Origin of the sequence: Pseudomonas sp. FSL W5-0299, from assembly GCF_005930655.1 — a bacterium.
Taxonomy (GTDB): Bacteria; Pseudomonadota; Gammaproteobacteria; order Pseudomonadales; family Pseudomonadaceae; genus Aquipseudomonas; species Aquipseudomonas mandelii.
This window is the reverse complement of sequence record NZ_RXHX01000010.1, coordinates 100,394-119,469: the sequence shown is the minus strand read 5'-3', so window position 1 is coordinate 119,469 and position 19,076 is coordinate 100,394. Positions and strand designations below refer to the sequence as shown.

13 protein-coding genes are annotated in these 19,076 nt (G+C 60.6%); all 13 read right to left on the bottom strand.

The genetic code is table 11. From position 1 onward, the window contains the following. Positions 1–19: 19 nt before the first annotated feature. The 13 genes from pseC to flgK all read right to left on the bottom strand — a co-directional run bounded on the left by pseC (position 20) and on the right by flgK (position 19,065). On the bottom strand, positions 20–1,183 hold the full coding sequence (gene pseC, locus FHL16_RS15195) for a UDP-4-amino-4,6-dideoxy-N-acetyl-beta-L-altrosamine transaminase (RefSeq protein WP_077748618.1): 1,164 nt from the start codon (positions 1,181–1,183) through the stop codon (positions 20–22). Further along, positions 1,180–2,181 carry a UDP-N-acetylglucosamine 4,6-dehydratase (inverting) gene (gene pseB / locus FHL16_RS15190; RefSeq protein WP_077748617.1) on the bottom strand — a complete coding sequence of 334 codons (1,002 nt, stop codon included), beginning with the start codon at positions 2,179–2,181 and terminating at the stop codon, positions 1,180–1,182. Before pseB ends, pseC begins: the two co-directional genes overlap by 4 nt. A 30-nt stretch (positions 2,182–2,211) precedes the next feature. Then, a complete protein-coding gene (locus FHL16_RS15185) occupies positions 2,212–5,145 on the bottom strand; it encodes a TIGR00180 family glycosyltransferase (protein WP_077748616.1) in 2,934 nt (977 codons plus the stop codon). A 51-nt stretch (positions 5,146–5,196) separates the two neighbouring features. Next, positions 5,197–5,934 carry a cephalosporin hydroxylase family protein gene (locus tag FHL16_RS15180; protein ID WP_010456998.1) on the bottom strand — a complete coding sequence of 246 codons (738 nt, stop codon included), beginning with the start codon at positions 5,932–5,934 and terminating at the stop codon, positions 5,197–5,199. Between the two features lie 17 nt (positions 5,935–5,951). Next, entirely contained in the window at positions 5,952–7,022 is a 1,071-nt protein-coding gene (locus FHL16_RS15175) for a class I SAM-dependent methyltransferase (protein ID WP_010457000.1), read from the bottom strand. Then, complete coding sequence (locus FHL16_RS15170) at positions 7,012–7,869, bottom strand: NAD-dependent epimerase/dehydratase family protein (RefSeq protein WP_077748615.1); 858 nt, start codon at positions 7,867–7,869, stop codon at positions 7,012–7,014. Before FHL16_RS15170 ends, FHL16_RS15175 begins: the two co-directional genes overlap by 11 nt. Further along, positions 7,866–9,092 (bottom strand): class I SAM-dependent methyltransferase, encoded by a 1,227-nt coding sequence (locus FHL16_RS15165; protein WP_077748614.1) that lies wholly within the window; start codon positions 9,090–9,092, stop codon positions 7,866–7,868. The genes FHL16_RS15170 and FHL16_RS15165 overlap by 4 nt, the downstream gene beginning before the upstream one ends. Beyond that, on the bottom strand, positions 9,089–9,649 hold the full coding sequence (locus FHL16_RS15160) for a dTDP-4-dehydrorhamnose 3,5-epimerase family protein (RefSeq protein WP_010457005.1): 561 nt from the start codon (positions 9,647–9,649) through the stop codon (positions 9,089–9,091). Before FHL16_RS15160 ends, FHL16_RS15165 begins: the two co-directional genes overlap by 4 nt. Continuing rightward, positions 9,646–10,728, bottom strand: a complete 1,083-nt coding sequence (rfbG, locus tag FHL16_RS15155; protein WP_077748613.1) for a CDP-glucose 4,6-dehydratase — start codon at positions 10,726–10,728, stop codon at positions 9,646–9,648. The genes FHL16_RS15160 and rfbG overlap by 4 nt, the downstream gene beginning before the upstream one ends. Next, the gene (gene rfbF, locus FHL16_RS15150; protein WP_008072576.1) at positions 10,710–11,483 is read right to left on the bottom strand and encodes a glucose-1-phosphate cytidylyltransferase; all 774 of its coding nucleotides are present in this window, start codon (positions 11,481–11,483) and stop codon (positions 10,710–10,712) included. Before rfbF ends, rfbG begins: the two co-directional genes overlap by 19 nt. A 265-nt stretch (positions 11,484–11,748) precedes the next feature. After that, the gene (locus FHL16_RS15145; RefSeq protein ID WP_077748612.1) at positions 11,749–15,330 is read right to left on the bottom strand and encodes a glycosyltransferase; all 3,582 of its coding nucleotides are present in this window, start codon (positions 15,328–15,330) and stop codon (positions 11,749–11,751) included. 95 nt (positions 15,331–15,425) lie between these two features. Next, positions 15,426–16,991, bottom strand: coding sequence for a flagellar hook-associated protein 3 (locus FHL16_RS15140; RefSeq protein ID WP_010457009.1), 1,566 nt, complete (start codon positions 16,989–16,991; stop codon positions 15,426–15,428). 13 nt (positions 16,992–17,004) lie between these two features. Then, positions 17,005–19,065, bottom strand: a complete 2,061-nt coding sequence (gene flgK, locus FHL16_RS15135) for a flagellar hook-associated protein FlgK (RefSeq protein ID WP_010457010.1) — start codon at positions 19,063–19,065, stop codon at positions 17,005–17,007. Positions 19,066–19,076 lie beyond the last annotated feature (11 nt).

The window sequence follows — 19,076 nt, the reverse complement described above, 5'->3', positions numbered from 1 at the left end:
TTCACTCCTGTTCAAGGCACTACTCTTCAAGAGTCAGTCGCCGCAGTTGCTCGATCACATAGTCCTGCTGTTCGTCGCTCAGCAAGGGAAACATCGGCAGGCTGATGGCCTCGGCGTAATAACGCTCGGCTTGCGGAAAATCACCTTCGGCAAAACCCAGGTCGCGATAGTACGGCTGCAAGTGCACCGGAATATAGTGCAGGTTCACACCGACACCCGCCGCTCGCAAACCTTCGAATACTTGTCGATGGCTGAGATTGATGCGATCTGTCTGCAACCGCACCACGTACAAATGCCATGCCGATCCGGCCTCGGGCTGCGCACTGGGCAAGGTCAGCGGCAAGTAGGCCAACAACCGGTCATAACGCGCCGCCAGCTCACGACGGCGTTCGATGAAGTCGTCGAGTTTGTTCAGTTGTGATAACCCGAGTGCCGCTTGCAGGTCGGTGATCCGGTAATTGAAACCCAGCTCGACTTGCTGGTAGTACCAGGGACCGTGACTCGGCTCTGTCATCTGCTGCGGATCGCGGGTCATGCCGTGGCTGCGCAAGCGCTGCAAGCGCTCGGCCAGGTCCACACGATTGGTGAGGATCATGCCCCCTTCGGCGCTGGTGATGATCTTCACCGGATGAAAACTGAACACCGTCATTGCCGCGAATTCACAGCACCCCACCGGACGTCCGGCATAGGATGCACCCACCGCGTGGGAGGCGTCTTCGATGACGGTGAAGCCATAACGCTCAGCCAGTTCAGCGATCTTGCGCATGTCGCAGCTTTGGCCAGAAAACGCCACGGCCACCAAAACCTTCGGCAGCGTACCGTCACGCTCGGCGGCTTCAAGTTTCGATTCCAGTGCGAAGGTATCGAGGTTCCAGGTCAGCGGATCGATGTCGACGAAATCCACCTCCGCGCCGCAGTAGCGACCGCAATTGGCGGAGGCCAGAAAGGTGTTCGGCGTGGTCCACAAACGGTCGCCCGCCGCGAGCCCAGCCGCCAGGCAAGCGATGTGCAGCGCGGCCGTGGCATTGCAAACCGCCACCGCGAAATCGGCCTGGCAGCGCTCGGCCATGGCCTGTTCAAAACGTTCGATGGTTGGCCCTTGAGTCAGCCAGTCAGACTGCAACACAGCAACCACCGCGTCGATGTCTGCCTGATCTAGACTTTGCCGACCGTAGGGAATCATGCCTGCAACCCGGCGTGCAGGTCGGCGATCTGGCCCACCGAAAGGAAGTGCGGGTTGGTGTCGGAGCGGTACTCGAAGTCTTCGCTCACCGGCCGGCCCTGCTCGCCCAGTTTGTCGACGGCAAAATCCACGTCGACGCTGGTGAAACGAATCGACGGCTGAATGGTGTAGTGATCGGCGAACTCCAGGGTCATTCGCGCGTCGTCCAGAGGCACCATCAACTCGTGCAGTTTTTCACCCGGGCGAATGCCGACGTTCTTGTGCGGCAAGTGTTCAGCCATGCCCGACGCCAGATCAACGATGCGGATCGATGGAATCTTCGGCACAAACACTTCACCACCGTGCATGCGGGCGAAGCTGTCGAGCACAAACTGCACACCGTGATCGAGCGTGATCCAGAAGCGCGTCATGCGCTCATCGGTGATGGGCAATTCGGTTGCGCCTTCGGTAATAAGCTTACTGAAGAATGGCACGACCGAACCCCGCGAACCCGCCACGTTGCCGTAGCGGACCACGGCAAATCGAGTCTGCTGTTCACCGGCAATGTTATTGGCGGCCACGAACAGTTTGTCCGACAGCAATTTGGTCGCGCCGTAAAGGTTGATCGGGCTGGCTGCCTTGTCGGTAGACAGCGCGACGACTTTCTTCACGCCGTTATCGATGGCCGCGGCAATGATATTTTCCGCGCCATTGACGTTGGTACGAATGCATTCGGTGGGGTTGTATTCCGCCGCCGGCACTTGTTTCAAGGCCGCGGCGTGCACCACGTAATCGATGCCGCGCATGGCCTGACGCAAACGGTCGGCGTCGCGCACATCACCGATGAAGTAACGCATGCACGGCGCGTTGAACGTCTGCTGCATCTCGTACTGCTTGAGCTCATCGCGGGAAAACACCACCACGCGCTTGGGCTGGTATTGCTCCAGCAAGCGGCGGATGAAGTTGCGCCCGAACGAACCAGTGCCGCCAGAGATGAAAATCGATTTACCGTTGAACATGCCTTGAGTCCTTTTACCTGTCAGCCAGGCTTATGCGAGCAACTGCGCCCAATTCACACTGGAAGCGTCGCCGAGGGTAAAGCCCTTGCCGGTCAAGGCCAGGTTCTGGTTGTAGGCTGAATCCTGTTCGAAGCGTGCTTGCCACTTGTCGCGCAGAGCGGCGCGAGCCTGGGTTGCCTCAGGCAGCACGCCCGGATGCAACAGTTGCGCTTGTGGTGTCCAGACAGTCAGGTAACCGGCATCGGCGACTTTCAGGCACAGGTCGATATCGCCAAACGCTTCGTCGAAATGCTCCTCGTCCAGACCACCTACCGCTTCGAACACGTCCTTGCGAATCATCAGACAGGCACCGGACACTGCCGAGTAGTTCTGCTCGACCTGATGGCCGTTCATGTAGCCCTTGGCGTCCTTACGTTCATCGACAAAGACCGAGCCGATATCGCCATTCAAACCCAGGACCAGACCGGCCTGAGTGGTGACGCCACGAATGTCCATCAGTTTGGCGCCAACGATGCCGACTTCCGGACGCTGGGCCTGGTTGAGCATGGCGTCGAGCCAATTGGCATTGACCACTTCGGATTCTGCCGACAGCAATACCAGGTAGTTCCCCTTGGCTTCGCCACAGGCAAAATTGTTCAGCGCCGAGGCGCTCAGGCGCTGACCGCTGCGCAGTACACGAAGGCGATCGCCCTTGCCTTCCAGGCTGCTCAGCCAGGTTGCGAGTTCTTCGGATTGGCTGTGGTTGTCAGCAATCAGCACTTCGTGACGCTGATAACGGGTACGTTGCAGCACACTGACCAGCGCCCGTTGCAGCGACTCAAGGTTGTCCTGGCTCTGGAGGATGATCGATACCAGCGGCCGTTCAGCGTGTTGATAGTCGATCTGGTACGTCAGCGGCAGTGCCGAGCTGACCTGAGCGCGATAACCGCGCGCCGCCAGAGAGCGGGTCAGCACCTGACGTTCCTGAGCGCTGGATTCTTCTACCGGGGCATTGCAAATCAGCAAGGGTTCGGCCAGATGCGCCAGCCCTGCCAGGCCACCGTCCTCGATCAGGCGCAGCAACAGATCGAACTCCAGAGCCTGGGGGGACTCGGTCGAGAAACCTTTGGCCTGAGCCAACACATCACGCTGGATCAACCAGTGGCGCGCCATCAACGACGGCACGGTTTGCAGCAGGTCGAGGTTGACCCCGGGACGGAATACATCCGCCAGAGCGCCGTTGGCCTGACGCTGAAGCTCATCCATCGCCACCGCACGCACACCCTCGGCACCGGCCAGCTCAAGGCTGGCGCGCAGCAAACCGCTGGCAGTGAACTGATCTCCGGCCTCGGCCAGCAACAGCCAATCGGCGGTGGACTGGGCGACGATCTGGTTGATGCGCTCCACATAATTGGTTGTGCTGACTTTGACGAAGTGCACGGTGTCGCGCACGGTCGTGGTCGCCGGTAAATCACCGGTGGTGAACACCACCAGGTTGAACGCCCTGCAGTGACCAGCGACCAAGCTATCGAAGGTCGCCTGCAACTTGACCATGTCGGCGTCCAGATCCAGCAACAGAATGCCGAACTGAGGACCGCCATTGTGCCTGGCCAACTGTGCGGCGATCGCCTTGAGCTGCGCGGCATCCGGGTTACGCGCTTCGAGCCAGTTCAGCAACCGGCCGGACGGCATGTTCTCGAACAATCGGCGGTCTTGCTGACCCGGTAAAGCGTTCAGTCGCTCGGCCCAGGCTTGCAGCTTGAGGCCTTCTTCCGGCTCTTCGCTGTCCTTCAACGACTCCGCCAGGCGCTTGACCACCGCCCGGTTGAACACGTTCAGGCTCAAGGCCTCCCACAACCGGCTACGCACAGTGCGGTCAGTGTCATTGGGGTGAATTTGCATCAACTCATGCTGCTTGAGCAGGATGCCTTCCAGTTCCTGAAGTTGCAGGCGTCCGGCAGGCATGGCATGCAGCAGGAATTCGAACTCGGTCAGCAGGTCGAACACCGGTTTGTTGTAGAACGGCATTTCGACGAATTGCTCGGGGCCGAACGAACGAATCGGCTCTTCCCCCGCCTCGCGCCAGGCCGAGCGAATAATCATGGTGCCTTTGAGCGAGCGACCTTCGATCAGGCAATCGGCCATGGCGGTAAAACTGTCCAGGGCGATCTGCTTGGCCTGGACCGCCCCCTTGGCGCTGAGTGGCGTCGGGATCGAGGCCAGGAATTCGGCAAACTGCTCGCGCTCGGCAACGCTTTTGGCGTCTTTGAAGGTCAGCACCGTCAACACGTTGGTGTTGTGGTCCGAGGCGCCATAGTTCATTTCCCGCACGGCGAACGGAATCGGCAGGATCCGTGCCTTCGCACAGGCCAGCAGGTAGAAGGTGTGGCCGATCTCCTGCCATTCGAAACCGGTGCCCGGTGGCAGCAGGCTGTACCACTGTTGCAGCAGATCGGTACGGGTGACCGCATAGAACGGCGGCAGGAAATTATCCATGAACCGCACGACACGGTCTTCAGCCTGCTCCGAGTTGTAATCCTCATGAACCTTGCGGTCGCGGCGGAAGTAGTTCACTTCAGTGGCGCGGGTCAGGTACATGATCCCGTAGCCGTGGCACAGGCCGTAGTCGGGGTTGGCTTCGAGAAACTCCACCGACTCGGTCAGTGCGCGGTGCAGCAGGAAGTCGTCATCGGCAGCAAACACCATGTAAGGCGTGGTGACCTGATTGACGCCGTAGGTGAGTTTTTCCTGCAGCCCCTTGTAGGTGTATTGCGGCAAGTGGCGATAGTCGACCGACGGGAAGTCCCGGGCCATGTTCTCGTCACCCTCAGCAGAGGAGTCCAGAACCAGAACCGTGCAGGGATAGCTGCTGTAGTACTGCAAAGTGCGCCGCAGGAACGCGTTCCGGTTGTGAGAAATCACCACCACCGTAAACCGCTCGTTCAGCGGTGCAACGTTGTTTTGAGCACTGTTTTGAACCTGCATCTTCCTATCCCCACAACCGGCCAATCGCCAAGAACCTGAAACCACTTTTGATTAACGAACGCGACGCAGATAGCCGTCTGGCGCAACGGTGATCAGCAGTTTGTTTTGCATCTGCTGGTCGATCTCGAAGTCCTTGTTTTCTTCCAGGTACTTCCACACTGCGGTTTTCGGGTTATCGCCCGGGCCCCAAGGACGATCCGGGAAGAAGTCCGCCGGCATGTCTTCAACCACGGTGTCCATCACCACGCAGTAGCTGTCCACCGAGACCAACGGCGCGTAAAGACGCAGTTCTTCGAGCACGTGATCGTGAGTGTGGTTAGAGTCCAGCACCAGAATGACTTTCTTGCCTTCGGCCGCGGCGCGCACTTGTGCAGCGATTGCAGGATCAATGCTCGAACCTTCGATCATCTTGATGCGCTTGCTCATCGGGTGGCTTTCGATGGCTTCGCGGTTGTGCGGACGGATGTCGAGGTCAATACCCAGCACTTCGCCGTGGCCTTGCAGCTCAAGCAACGATGCGTAGTAGATGATCGAACCGCCATGGGCGATGCCGCACTCGATGACCAGATCCGGTTTGACCTGCCAGATGATCTCTTGCATGGCCATCATGTCTTGCGGCAGCTGGATGATCGGACGGCCCATCCACGAGAAGTGGTAGCTGTATTTGTGCTTGGCCGATTCGTTGAAGAAGTCCCGGGCCAGGCCGGTGAGTTTCTGGTCATCACCTTGCTGGGCGATCTGTTCCCGGCATTCGGCTTCGAAGGCTTTATTGATGCTGTTGTCGGTCATTTCAAAATTCTCAATGGTCACTGGAACGAAGCGCTGTCGACGGCGTGATAGACGTAGCGTCCATCGGTCATCCGCTTGATTTCTTCGAGGTAGTTGGAGTTCATCACAAACAGGTTGGCGCCTTCGGGCAACGCATCCATGGCCTCTTGTGGCGAGGACACCCGCACGCCACTCAGGGGCAGATATCGGCCTTGTTTGGCCGGGTTGATATCCACCACACGATCCACCGCCACGCCGGCCCGTTGCAGGAACAGCGAATAGATCACGCCTTTGGACGACGCGCCCCAGATCGCCGAACCCTGCTCGGGCGCGGCCTGAATGATCTGCACGGCTCGGTCGAGGCTGGTGGTGAAATCTTCGGGCAGCGTCAGGCGCGACACCGGTTGATCCGGGGTCAGGCGCAACGTCGACAGGTCGGCGACGATGTACAGGTATTGGCCACCGAACAGGTGACCGGCCTCGTGCACCGTGCCGAACATCCGGCGCAGGTCGTCGAGGCGGAAATAATTGACGTGCTCGTAGAACAGGTCGAACCAGGCACGGTGCTCGAGGATCCAGTCGAAGCACGGCACTTCGATGTAGATCTGCCCGCCTTGATTGGCGTCGGCCATTTCGGCGAGGAAACTCACCGGGTCCTGAATGTGTTCCAGCACATGGCGCAGCACAATGGCGTCCGCCGCCAGCCCCAGGCCGCGGGTGAACGGCGCCTTGATCACGTCAGCGTTGTTGCCTTCGTAGGCCGGGTCAATGCCGGTGATGGCGTAGCCCAGGCTTTTCAGCAACTCGAGAAAGTAGCCTTTGCCGCAGCCGACTTCGATCAGTTCCTGACCCTTGAAGTGACGGGCAATGATGCCTTCGACATCGCTCAAGTGCTTCTGGAACTGGCCCGAGTGCGCCTGTTCGTTCTGGTAGTCAGCGTCGTAGCTGAGCTTGTCGGCATCGAAGGCCTGGTTGAAGATCAACCCGCTCTTTTCGTCCTGCACCAAGACCATGTCGGCGCACGCCGACGCTTTCGCCGACGCAGGGTCGGCAAAGGTGCGGTTCTGCAACACCGGCAGGTCGGCGACCCGATACAACTCATGCCTCATGCTCTGCTCCCAGTAGCTGTTGCAAACGGTCCGCCACGCCCCAGAACGCCATCGGTTCGTGGGTCGGGTATGGGTAGTGACCGAGGTTCAGGCGGATCGCCGCGCCACGCTCGCGCAGGCGCTGCTCGACCAGCGCCCGAACCGAAACCGGTTGGCCGCTGGAACAATTGATCACGCCGTCGAATTCACGCTGTTGCACGATGGCGGCGAGGTAGCCGGCGGCCGTGTCGATGGCCAGGTAATCGCGCAGCTGCTCGCCGGCCGACATGTTGAAACTGGCATCGCCGGCATCGATGGCCCGGTCCAGCGCCGCCAGCAAACTGTTCGGGTTTTGCCCCTCGCCGTGCAGGTAAAACAGCCGCGCCCATTGCAGCTTGAACGGTTGAACCCGCTGCAGATTTTCGAGGAACAGGCGCAAGGTGTTCTTCGCAAGGCCGTAAGGATTACTCGGCAGAGGCGCGGTCTGCTCGCTGAGCGGTCCGCTCTGCAAGCCATATTCAAAACAGGTGCCGGTGACCAGCACTTGCGAGACGCCCGCCTCCACCGCGCCCTTGATGAACCGATAGTCGGCCATCAGGTTGTGCTCGAAGTGAAACAGCGCCTGATAGTTCGGCAACCCTGGCCAGGCCAGGTGCGCCAAGGCATCGATGCCATCGGTCAGTGCGGCAATGTCGAGGTCGGCGGCGTGAATATCCGCCGCAACGAATTCCACGGCCTTGATCCACGGCAATTTCGCGGCGGTCTCGGCGTTACGCGCCACGGCGCGGACTTCGCAGCCACGGGCGAGCAAGGCCTCGACCAGATGCCTGCCGACGAACCCGGTCGCCCCGGTGACCAGGACTTTCACAGGACGGTCAACTCAGGCACGGCGATGACAAAGCGGCCGTCCCACTCGCGCACCTGGGCCAGTTGCTGACTGACTTCGTGCAGCAAGTTCCACGGCAGCACGAGGACGTAATCCGGCTTTTCCACTTCGATCTGCGCGGGCGAAACAATCGGGATGCGGCTGCCCGGCAGGTACTTGCCCTGTTTGTGAGGATTGGCGTCGGCCACCCAGGCCAGCAGGTCCGGCTTGACCCCGGCGTAGTTGAGCAAGGTGTTGCCCTTGGCCGCCGCGCCGTAACCGACCACGCGCTTGCCATCGGCCTTGGCCTGCAACAGGAAACGCAGCAGTTCGTGCTTGATGCGTTCGGCAGCGGGCGCGAGGGTCGCGTAGTACTCGGGCGTTTTCACCCCGGCGGCGAGTTCGGCTTGCAGCTGCTGAGCCACCGCTGGCTGCACCTCGCGGCGCACACCGTCGGCGCGCTGGACAAAGACCCGCAGCGATCCGCCATGGGTCGACAGCTGGCTGACGTCGAACACTTCCAGACCGTTGCGCGCGCACAGGGTCTGGACAGCGGTCAGCGACAGATAGGAATAGTGCTCGTGATACAGCGTATCGAACTGCTGCCCGGCCATCAGGGTCAGCAACTGCGGAAACTCGAACGTCGCCACGCCGGTCGGCTTGAGCAATGTCGCGAAACCGCCGAGGAAATCATTGATGTCGGGCACGTGGGCCAGCACGTTATTGGCCGCCATCAGGTCGGCAGACCAACCGTCGGCGATCAGTTGTGATGCCGTGTCGCGGCCGAAGAACAGCTCTCGGATCTCCAGACCTTTTTCCCGCGCCGCTTGTGCGGTGCTGCGGGTCGGCTCGACGCCCAGGCATGGGATGCCGCGCCCGGCCACGTACTGCAACAGGTAACCGTCATTGGCCGCAATTTCCACCACGCGGCTGTCGGCGGTGAGGCCGAAACGCTCGACCATTTCGGCGACGTATTTGTCGGCATGGGCCAGCCAGGTGCTGGAGAACGAACTGAAATACGCATACTCGGCGTCGAACAGGCTGTCGGCGCTGGTGTAATCCTCGGTCTGCACCAGCCAGCATTGCTGACACACCGCCACTTTCAGCGGTACCCATTGCTCGGCTTGTTCCAGCTGATCGGCGCGCACATACGCGTTGGACGGCGGCGAGGTGCCGAGATCGATCAGCGGCAAGGCCAGAGAAGTCCCGCAACCACGGCAGTTCATACACGTACTCCAGCGAAGTGTTCATCAAGCAAAGGATGGCTGGAATCCCGTGCCGACAGATTATTGACAGGCAACGGCCAAGCAATCGCCAGCCGTGGATCGTTCACGCTCAAACCACCCTCGTGCACCGGCGTGTAATCCGCGCTGTGCAGGTAGAGCAATTCAGCGTCGTCGGTCAGGGTCTGGAAGCCATGGGCGAACCCGGCAGGGATCAACAGGCTGCGACCGTCGCCGGCCCGCAGGTGTTCGGCGTGCCAGTGCAGAAAGGTGTCGGAGTCGGGGCGAAGATCCACCGCGACGTCCCAGACTTCACCGCGCAGGCAAGTGATCATTTTCGCTTCCGGCGCGCTGGCGTTCTGGTAATGCAGACCGCGCACACTGCCGCGTTCGCGGGTGCAGGAATGGTTGATCTGGCGGATATGAAACGGCTCACCGAATGCACTCAGGCTGCCTTCACAAAACAGCCGCGCAAAGTGCCCGCGCTCATCTTCGAAGCGTTTGTGCTGCACGCTGAACAGTCCGGCGAGCGGCAATGGCTGCAACAGAAACTCGCTCACAGCGCGCCTCGGTACAGGTTCAACTGGCTCAGCGTGATGGCGCGCATGTCGTCACCGTTCCGCCACGCCAAATGCCAGTCGAGGGTTTGGGTCAGGCACTGCTGCAACGACCAGCGGGGCTGCCAGGCCAACTGTTGACGGGCACGGCTGCTGTCCAGGCGCAGCAGACCGGCCTCATGCAAATCACTTGGTTCGATGCGCAGGCCACGGGCTTGCGGCCAGCGGCTGGCGAGCAGTTCGACGACTTCGCCGACGCTGCACATATCCGCTTCGCTCGGGCCGAAGTTCCAGGCACCGGCAAATGCCGGCCCCTTTTCGTAGAGCCCGGCGGCCAGTTGCAGGTAACCGGCCAACGGCTCCAGCGCGTGCTGCCACGGGCGTACGGCTTGTGGGTAACGCAGGGTCACCGGTTCGTCGGCGGACCAGGCCTTGAGCACATCGGGAATCAAACGCTCCGGCGCAAAATCACCACCGCCCAGCACATTGCCGGCACGCGCCGTGGCCAGGGCCAGACCGTGTTCGGCATGTTTGTCGGCCGGGAAGAACGACGCCGCGTAAGACTGCGCCAGCAACTCGCAGCAGGCTTTGCTGCTGCTGTAGGGATCGTGTCCGCCGAGGGCTTCGTTTTCGCGGTACGGCCACAGCCATTCCTGATTGGCGTAGACCTTGTCGGTCGTCACCAGCACACAGGCCCGCACGCCGCCGACCTGGCGGATCGCTTCGAGCAAATTGAGGGTGCCCATGACGTTGCTGGAGTATGTCCCCAGCGGGTCGCGATAACCTTCGCGCACCAGCGGCTGGGCTGCCAGGTGCAGGACGATTTCCGGTTGGGTTTCGGCGATCAGCTCCAGCAGCGCGCCGAGGTCACGCAGGTCGCCGCGCTGATCGTTGATGCCTTCGTGCACCCGCGCCAGCTCGAACAGGCTCGGCTCGGTCGACGGGTCCAGCGAAAAACCGCTGACCTCAGCCCCCAGGCTTTGCAGCCACAACGTCAGCCAACTGCCTTTGAAACCGGTGTGGCCGGTCAGCAGGACCCGCTTGCCGCGCCAGAACTCCGGACTCAGTCCCATTGTTTCCATGGGGCCTCCCCGCTCTGCCACAACGCTTCGAGGTGATTCTTGTCACGCAGGGTGTCCATCGGATGCCAGAAACCTTCGTGCTCGAAGGCCTTCAACTGTTCATCCTGGGCCAGACGGGCCAAGGGCTCGGCTTCCCAGGTGGTCTCGTCACCGCCGATGTACGACAGCACTTTCGGTGAAAGCACAAAGAAGCCGCCATTGATCCAGCCACCGTCGCCACGGGGCTTCTCGGTGAAACCGAGCACCTGATCGCCGTGACGCTCCAGGGCACCGTAACGGCCCGGCGGTTGTACGGCAGTGACGGTCGCCAGGCGACCGTGGGCGCTGTGGTAGTCCACCAGTTGACGGATATTGATATCGGAGACGCCGTCGCCGTAGGTAAAGCAGAAGGCTTCTTCATCCTTGAGGTAACGGCCGGCGCGCAGCAAGCGGCCACCGGTCATGGTTTCTTCACCGGTGTCGATGAGGGTGACGCTCCACGGCTCGCTGTAGTTCTGGTGCACGTCCATGCGGTTGTTGCGCATGTCGAAAGTGACGTCGGAAGTGTGCAAAAAGTAGTTGGCGAAGAAGTCCTTGATCGCATAGCCCTTGTAGCCAAGGCAGATCACGAAGTCATGAATTCCGTGGGCGGAGTACTGTTTCATGATGTGCCAAAGAATTGGCTTGCCGCCGATCTCGATCATTGGCTTTGGCTTGAGGTGCGACTCTTCGCTGATCCGCGTACCGAGACCACCTGCCAGAATTACTGCCTTCATCGCTGTCCTCTTGCTCTTCGCGCGGCCTGGGCACCCTCGCGAGGGTGGGCGGACCGTCAGATGCACATCATTTACCCGCAGCCATTGAGCCGTTCACACCCATTGGGGTGAAGGTTTTATGGCGATATACGGGGGACTTGCAGGAAGTGAGCCAATTGCGCAGGACAAAAAAGATCGCAGCCTTGGACAACTGCTGCAGGTATCAATACATCCCTGTAGCGGCCCAAGGCTGCGATCTTTTGACGTTTAGAGGGTAATCACGGGATCAGTCAGGCAACCAACCCCACAACCAGTGATTGAGGTTGTCGCCCCGCAGCATGAAATCGCGGTGAACCGCTTCACGCAATTCATCGCCCATACGGTAGCTGGCGTCCGGGTCGGCCAGGTGCATGCGGATCGCCTGCAGCCATTCGTCCGTGCTGTTGCTATAGACCCTGGTACACGGCAGATGGCCGCGATAGGCCTCGGTGTCGGTGCAGATCACCGGGTATCCACAGGCGCCGTACTCCAGCAAGCGCAGGTTGCTTTTGCAGTCGTTGAAGATATGGAATTCCAGCGGTGCCAGCGCCAGGTCGAGGTTCAGGCTGGCCAGTTTGAACGGGTAGCTCTGCAAGCCGATGGTGGAGTGAAACTCGTGGACATACGGACGCAAGGCATCAGGGCACATGCCGAAGAACACCCACTCGACTTGGTCCGCCAGTTCGCGCACAACCTCGGCAATGATCTCCAGGTCACCGGTGTGGCTGGTGCCGCCGCCCCAACCGACTCGCGGCTTGCTGGAGGTGCGCCGATGGCTGGTCAGCGTCGCCCATGGTGCCGGCGATAGCATGTTCGGCACTACGCGGATTTCGCTGTGCATGCTCGACAAGGCATCGGCCAGCGGCTGAGTGGTGACCACTACGCGATCGCACAGGCCAATGCCTTCGCGCAACAGCTGCTCGGTATTGACCGGTTTGTTGCGGGCGTGGGTGTTTTTCTTCGGCGCACTGACGATGTAGTCGTCGAGTTCGAAAATTCGTAGCGCACTGGAGTACTTTTTCATCCGCAGAATGTCACCCGCAGCGCCTTCGCTGTAACGCCCTTGCAGAATGATCGTGTCTGGTGACAGACGCTCGATCTCCACGGTCGACGGCGACTCATAGGCCACCCGCGCGATCACCCGACCGGCTGCTTCGAGCTCAGCCAGTGGCGCGGTTACCCGGTAATGGCCAACGGCGGTGCTGTTAACCGGCAGACCGAGAATCAACGGCAAGGCACGGGTGCAGAACGGGTTCCAGTTATTGCGCAGTGACGGCTCCAGACTGAAGCTGGAAATCCCAAGGCTCAGCGCCGGGCTGTAGGCCGGATCCTTGGCGATCTTCGGCAGCCATTTGCGATAGAAATCCTCCTGTTCACGCTCGCGCAGTGCCAGTGTCGAAAGCCCTGCCGGCGACACCTCTTGCTGCACCCATACCACGCTGGCGTAAGGCGTCCAGACCACCAGATAACCATCGTTGCCTGCCCGCAAACACAAGTCGACGTCGCTGAGGCCCTGGGTGAAGGTCACCTCATCGAACTGCTCGAGTTCATCAAACACTTGCTTGCGCACCATCAGGCAGAGATTGCTCACCGCACTCCAATTCTGGGTTACGTGTAATCGCTGCATGTAGCCGCGAGAACCGGCCGCTTCGCCATAAAATGGTGAACCGACAGGCCCGGCCAGGCCAAGAATCAACCCGGCACTGACGATCGAGCCCTCGGGGCTGAGGATACGAGCACCGACCACACCCACTTCGGGGCGCTGGGCGTGATTGAGCATTTCATCCAGCCAGTCGCTGTCGCAGATCACTGTCTGCGCGCTGAGCAGCAGCAAATATTCGCCATGCGCCAGGCTCGCGGCAAAGTTACGGATCGCCGCGTCGTTGGCATCACCGGCGTAACGCAATACTCGCAGCATTGCGGCGCCCAGCTGCGCCATCGCCTCCAGCCAGTCGAGCATCGCCGGGTCGTCCGTGCCGCTGTCGACGATCAGGATTTCGTATTGGCTGTAAGCCGTGCGCTCGATCAGACCTTCGATGCACCGCTGCAACGCGTACAGCGAATCGCCGGTCTGGATGATGATCGACACCAAAGGGCGCGCCCCATGGAGGTAGTCGATTCGGTTGATCAACGGCAACTCTTCCTGCCGGATCGAGTGCGCCACACCAATACGATCCAGGTGTGCGCTGACCATCCCGGCATTGTTCTCGATCACCTCCGGCAACGACAGCCAGGCGGCGAAAGACTGACTCGACTCAATCTGGATTTCGGCGATGTGCTCAATGGTTTGCGGCCCGGCCTCTTCCACCAGACGCCATAACAAATCGTGCGGCGCCAGCTCACCGTGAGCCGAATCGAAGCCGCCCAGCGTCATGAAGCGCTGCCGCTCGAAGGCCAGGGTTCGGCCGACGTAGGGATAAGCACGCATCAGATCGAGATTGAAATCGGGTTTGAACACCGGGTCGATCGACTCGCCATCGACCAGCGCGCCCTCATCGCTGTAGGCACAGAGAATGCCCACCGAACCCGCAATGCGTTCAGCCAGGATCAGCAGGGCCGACTCGCGCAAAGTGTCGCCAGCATGCAGCAGATAAAACCAGTGAGCGCCTTCCAGCTGCGGCACCACCGCGTTGAGTTGTTGCGCCCAATCCGCCTGGAACGGCAACTGCACCACACGATCGTCTGTCGCGCACAAGGCATCAGAAAGCACCACCACCGCCTGCGGCGTGTAAAGCTGTCGGCTGATGCTTTGCAACGTAGTGTTCAGCGCTGCACTGTCAGCGCCGCTGTCGATCACAATCGGCACGATCTGCGGACGGAACGCCCAGCTGTCGAGGCGTTGCGGCATGAGCTGCTGCTCGACATCGGAGAACCTGCGGATCGCCAGCCATTCGCGATAGAAATCGGCGTAGCTTTCGCTCTCCCCGCCCACCCGACCATTCACCACTGTGTTGCGGTTGCCCAAAATGCGCACCACGCACAATTCTTCCCAGGCGTGGGGCTGGTCGGTGATTTTAGTCAGCTCGATGTAGCGCACCCAACCCGATGCCGGTGCCGATTCACCGCTGCGTGCCGCGAGCATCTGCGAAAGCCAGCTCCACTCCACCGCTGCGGCCTTGACCATTTCCGGGGTTTTGCTCAGACGCTCCGGGTACAAACGTTCGGTACTCAGCACAGTGCTCAGCGACACCAGATTGCCGCGACGCATCAAGCACACGAACAAGGCGAAATCGAGCATGGCGACGAAACCGGCGCCTTCCTGAATCAGCGCCGGCAACAGCTCCAGTACATCGACGCGACGCATCAGGGTCGAACTGAAGTTGCCGAGGAAATTCTTCGGCGTACCTTCGAAGATCGCCAGCATGTCATCGCCCTTGAGCAAGGCGTCGTTCGGTGAGAACCGGCAATTGTCGACCCGTGGCGGCAGGATGAAATTGCCGGCGTCGCTGAGCATCCGCAGGGCAAAGACCACATTCACGTCCGCGTGGTCGATCAACACCTGCGCCTGCAAGGCTACGCTGGGTGAAAACAGACGGTCGTCATCACACAGCACTTTGATGAATTCGCCACGGGCTTCTTCGACGCAACGCAATACGTTCTTCTGCAAGCCCAGACGCTGCGGATTACGCAAGTAGCGAACCGGGTGAGCCGGGTGAGCCGGCTCGATGAAGGCCTCGACAATGTCGCGGATATCGTCGCCGGACGAATCGTCACAAATGACGATCTCGATGTGCTCGTAGGTCTGGGCGAGCGCACTTTCCAATGCCTGACTGAAGAAGCGCGGGTTGAAGGCTGGGATGACGATACTGACGAGGGGGCGTTGATTCACGGCAGGAAACTCTCGAGCGGCGGGCCTCTACCCTTTCAGGCAGAGGCCCCGGAACCGCTTACAAAAAGACGGTTGGCAGCTCGGCAAGCGCTGGCTCAGACCTTGTTGAACAGGCCCAACTGAGCGATCTTGCTGAAGGCCAGTTGCGAGGCCTGCAACATGGTTTGTTGCAAGGTCAGACGGGTCATCACTTCAGCCGGATCGGAATCGCGGATTGACGATTGGGTCTGGGCATTGGCCAGCGTCAGGCTCTGGTTGGTATCGTTCTGGGTCTCCAGAGCAGCACCGCGACCACCCACCGAACTCAAGGCGCTGGACAGCTGATCGGTGCCGCTGGCCAGGTTGGCAATACCGGAAGCCAGTGACGCTTGCAGCTTTTGAGTAGCGATCGGGTCACCATTGGTTGGTGTATTCAGAGCGGTTTTCAGTTGGCTCACGGTGTCCAGGATGTTCTGGGTTTCGTGAGTGTTGACCGCGATGCTGAACTGATCGTTGGCAGCCGGCGCACCGCTCAACGTGAAACTCACACCCGATGCAGTGGCGACGCTGCCGGCCATGGTTCCGCTAGACACAGGCTTACTGCTGGCCGTCAAAGGCGCCGCATACAGGTCGAAGGCGGTGGCGCTGGTGAACTTGAGGATCGCCGAACCGGTAGGGAAACTGGCGTGGTAATCCACCGGGTTGGTGATGCTGCTGGTGGTGACCTGCGCCGCCGAAGCGTTGCCCGGGCTGCCGGTTGCACTGAAGGTGTCCGGCTTGGCCGCCAGGGTAAACGTGTGGCCAGGCAGCACGGTCGCCGCCGTATCGCCGGCACTCAGGTTGATGTTCAGGGTCAGCTCGACGCCACGGAAAGTGACGGCCTGGCCGTTCTTGCTGGCAGGGTCGAACGCACCGCCCTGACTGGCTTCGGCAGTCACGTCATTACCGCCCGAGTCGGTGATTTTCAGCTGGGTGCCGCTGACGAAGTCCACGGTATACGGCTCGCCGCTGCGGAATTTGGCGTTGTAGGTGACGTTCGACGACACCTGGCCGTTGGACAGGGTCACGCGGCCGTCATCCACGACCGGCGCGGTCCGGGTGACCTCGCTACGGCTGGTGTTGATCGCCTGCTGGAACGCTTCCCAACCGGTGCTGTTGGTGGCCATCGACATGGTGTCGCCGATCGCCAGGTCAAGCGTCACCTGGTCGCCGTTGTAGCTGTAGGTGCCATCGTTGTTACGCGTGAACGGAATTGTATCGCCCTTGGAACCGGCGAAGATGTATTTGCCGTTCTCGTCCTTGCTATTCATCAGGCTCAGCAACTGCTCTTCGATCTGCCCCAACTCCGATGCGTTGGCCTGGCGATCGGCATCGGTGTAACCGGCGTTGCCGGCGCCCACAGCCAATTCCTTGGCGCGCTGCAGCACGCTATTGATGCTGGTCATCACCGCTTCGGTCGTGCCCAGGGTCGCCTTGATGGTCGTGGTATTGGCCTTGTACTGATCAAGCATCGACGCCTGTTGACCCAACTGCAGCAGACGCGAGGCGCCAACCGGATCATCGGCGGCGGTGTTGACGCGAACCAGGCTGCTGGCCTCTTCGCTGCTTTTGACTACGTTGGCGAAATTTTTCTGGTAGTTCGCAGCAGAGGACTCGTAAAACTGGGCGGTAGAAATGCGCATGGGCTACGACTCCTTAAAGACTGTTGATCAGTGTGCTGAAGATTTCCTGCGCAGCCTTGATGATCTGCGAAGACGCGGTGTAGTACTGCTGATATTTGACCAGGTTGCCGGTTTCCTCATCGAGGTCGACACCCGACAGCGAATCGCGAGCGCCCTTGGCGTTGGCCAGGATAGCGGTGGTCGCGGCACTGTCGAGCTTGCCTTGCGCGGCCTTGGCGCCGACGCCTTCGACCAGTTTGCCGTAGGCGTCGGTCAGGGAAATGCCTTTACTGGCCGAACCGGTATCCACGGTCTGCTTGGTCTGCAAGCCGGCCAGTGCGGTACCGTTACGGTTGTCCAGCGTACCCGGTTGACTGAGCGTGACGTTAATTGCACTGCCTTGACCTGGCGAACCGGCCACGGTCATATCAAAGGTCGCCGTACGCTGCACGGCGGGTGGCCCCGGATCCATGATCGCGGCGCCGCTGGCGTCGACCAGTGGAATGCTCAGGCTGAGCGTATTGTTCTGGCCAGGCACAATGGTGCCGCTGCTGAGTGCATTGCCTTTGGCATCGAGCAATTGGTAAGTCTGGGTGGTGCCACCGCCGGCACCGAAAACCACTTTGACCGGAGTCGAATTCTGCAGCCCGTTCTGAATGGCCAGAGTGGTCGCCGAGTCATAAATATCAAACTGCGTGGTCAGGGTCGGTTGACCACTGGCCGGGATCGTCAAGGTGCCGCTACCGCCCGGTGCGATGGACGCGCTCAACGGTGCCGCGATGGCCAGACGCTTGCTGTCGGTCATCTCGGTCTTGATGTTCGCCGCCGCGTTGCGGGTCGGCGTGATCTTGAACGTGTCGCCCGCCGCGGCGGTGCCGCCGGAAAGCTTCAGCGAGAAACCGTCGATTACCGGCGGCGGCGTGGTCAGGGTGCTGAAAGCGCCCATGGACGTGCCATCTGGCAGACGCGACACGGTGTAGTTGGTGCCGCTGGTGAAGGTGACCTTGTAGTCGTTGATGGTCAGCTTGCCGCTGTCTTCGATACTCACATCAAAGTTACCCGAGCCGGCACTGTTGCCGACGGTGGCAACACTGCGGCTGGCCATCTGCGCGGCACTGTTGATGCTGTTGAACAGGTTCGAGCCGAACGCACCGTTTTTGTCGATGCCCTGAGCCTGGAGGCTGTTCATCTGATCGGCGACAACCAGCGCCACGCGGCCCAGTTCGTTCATCGCCGGGTCCAGTACGGTGCTGCGATAGCGCAGCAAACCACCCATTTCACCACCGGTCATCACCGACGTGATGTCAACGGTGCTACCGGCGCGATTGAGCTGAATGCCCATGCGCGAAGGGTCGTTCAGGCTTGACGCCACGGACAGGGTGCTGGCGGTGCCGCCGATGACCAGCGGCTGGCCGCTGCCCAGATAAACGTCAAGGTTACCGTCGCGTTCGATGACCTGCGCACCGGTGAAGGTGGAGAGCTGACGCACGGTTTCGTTACGCGCATCGAGCAGCTCGTTCGGCATGCCGCCGGATTTGGAAATCTCGGAAATCTTCTGGTTCAACTGCGCCACGGTGGCGGCCAGTTTGTTGACCTGATCGGCCATGTTCGCCAGGTTGCCGTTGACGTTGGCGTTCTGCTGCGTCAACTGGCTGGAGATCGAGTTGAAACGATTGCTCAAGGCCTGGGCATCGCTGAGCAGCAGCTGGCGCGACGCGTCATCACCCGGCTTGGCGTTGACGTTCTGCACCGAGGCGAAGAACTTGGTCAGGGCGCCGTTGAGGCCGGTGCCGCTGTCCGAGAGCAAGGCGTCGAGCGGGCTGATCTGCCCGGCATACGCAGCCGCATCGCTGTTGAGCGAGGTGGTGGTCTGCAGTTGTGCATCGAGGTAGCTGTTGTAGACGCGACGCACATCGGCCAGGGTCGTACCGGTGCCGATGTAGACATTGCCGAACTGATTCGAGGCTTTGGTGCCCTGCACGGTTTGCTGGCGTGAATAACCGGCGGTGTCGGCGTTGGCAATGTTATTGCCGGTAGTCATCAACGAGGATTGGCTAGCAGCCAGACCCGACATCCCGATATTGAGCAAACTCATGGTTCAGACCT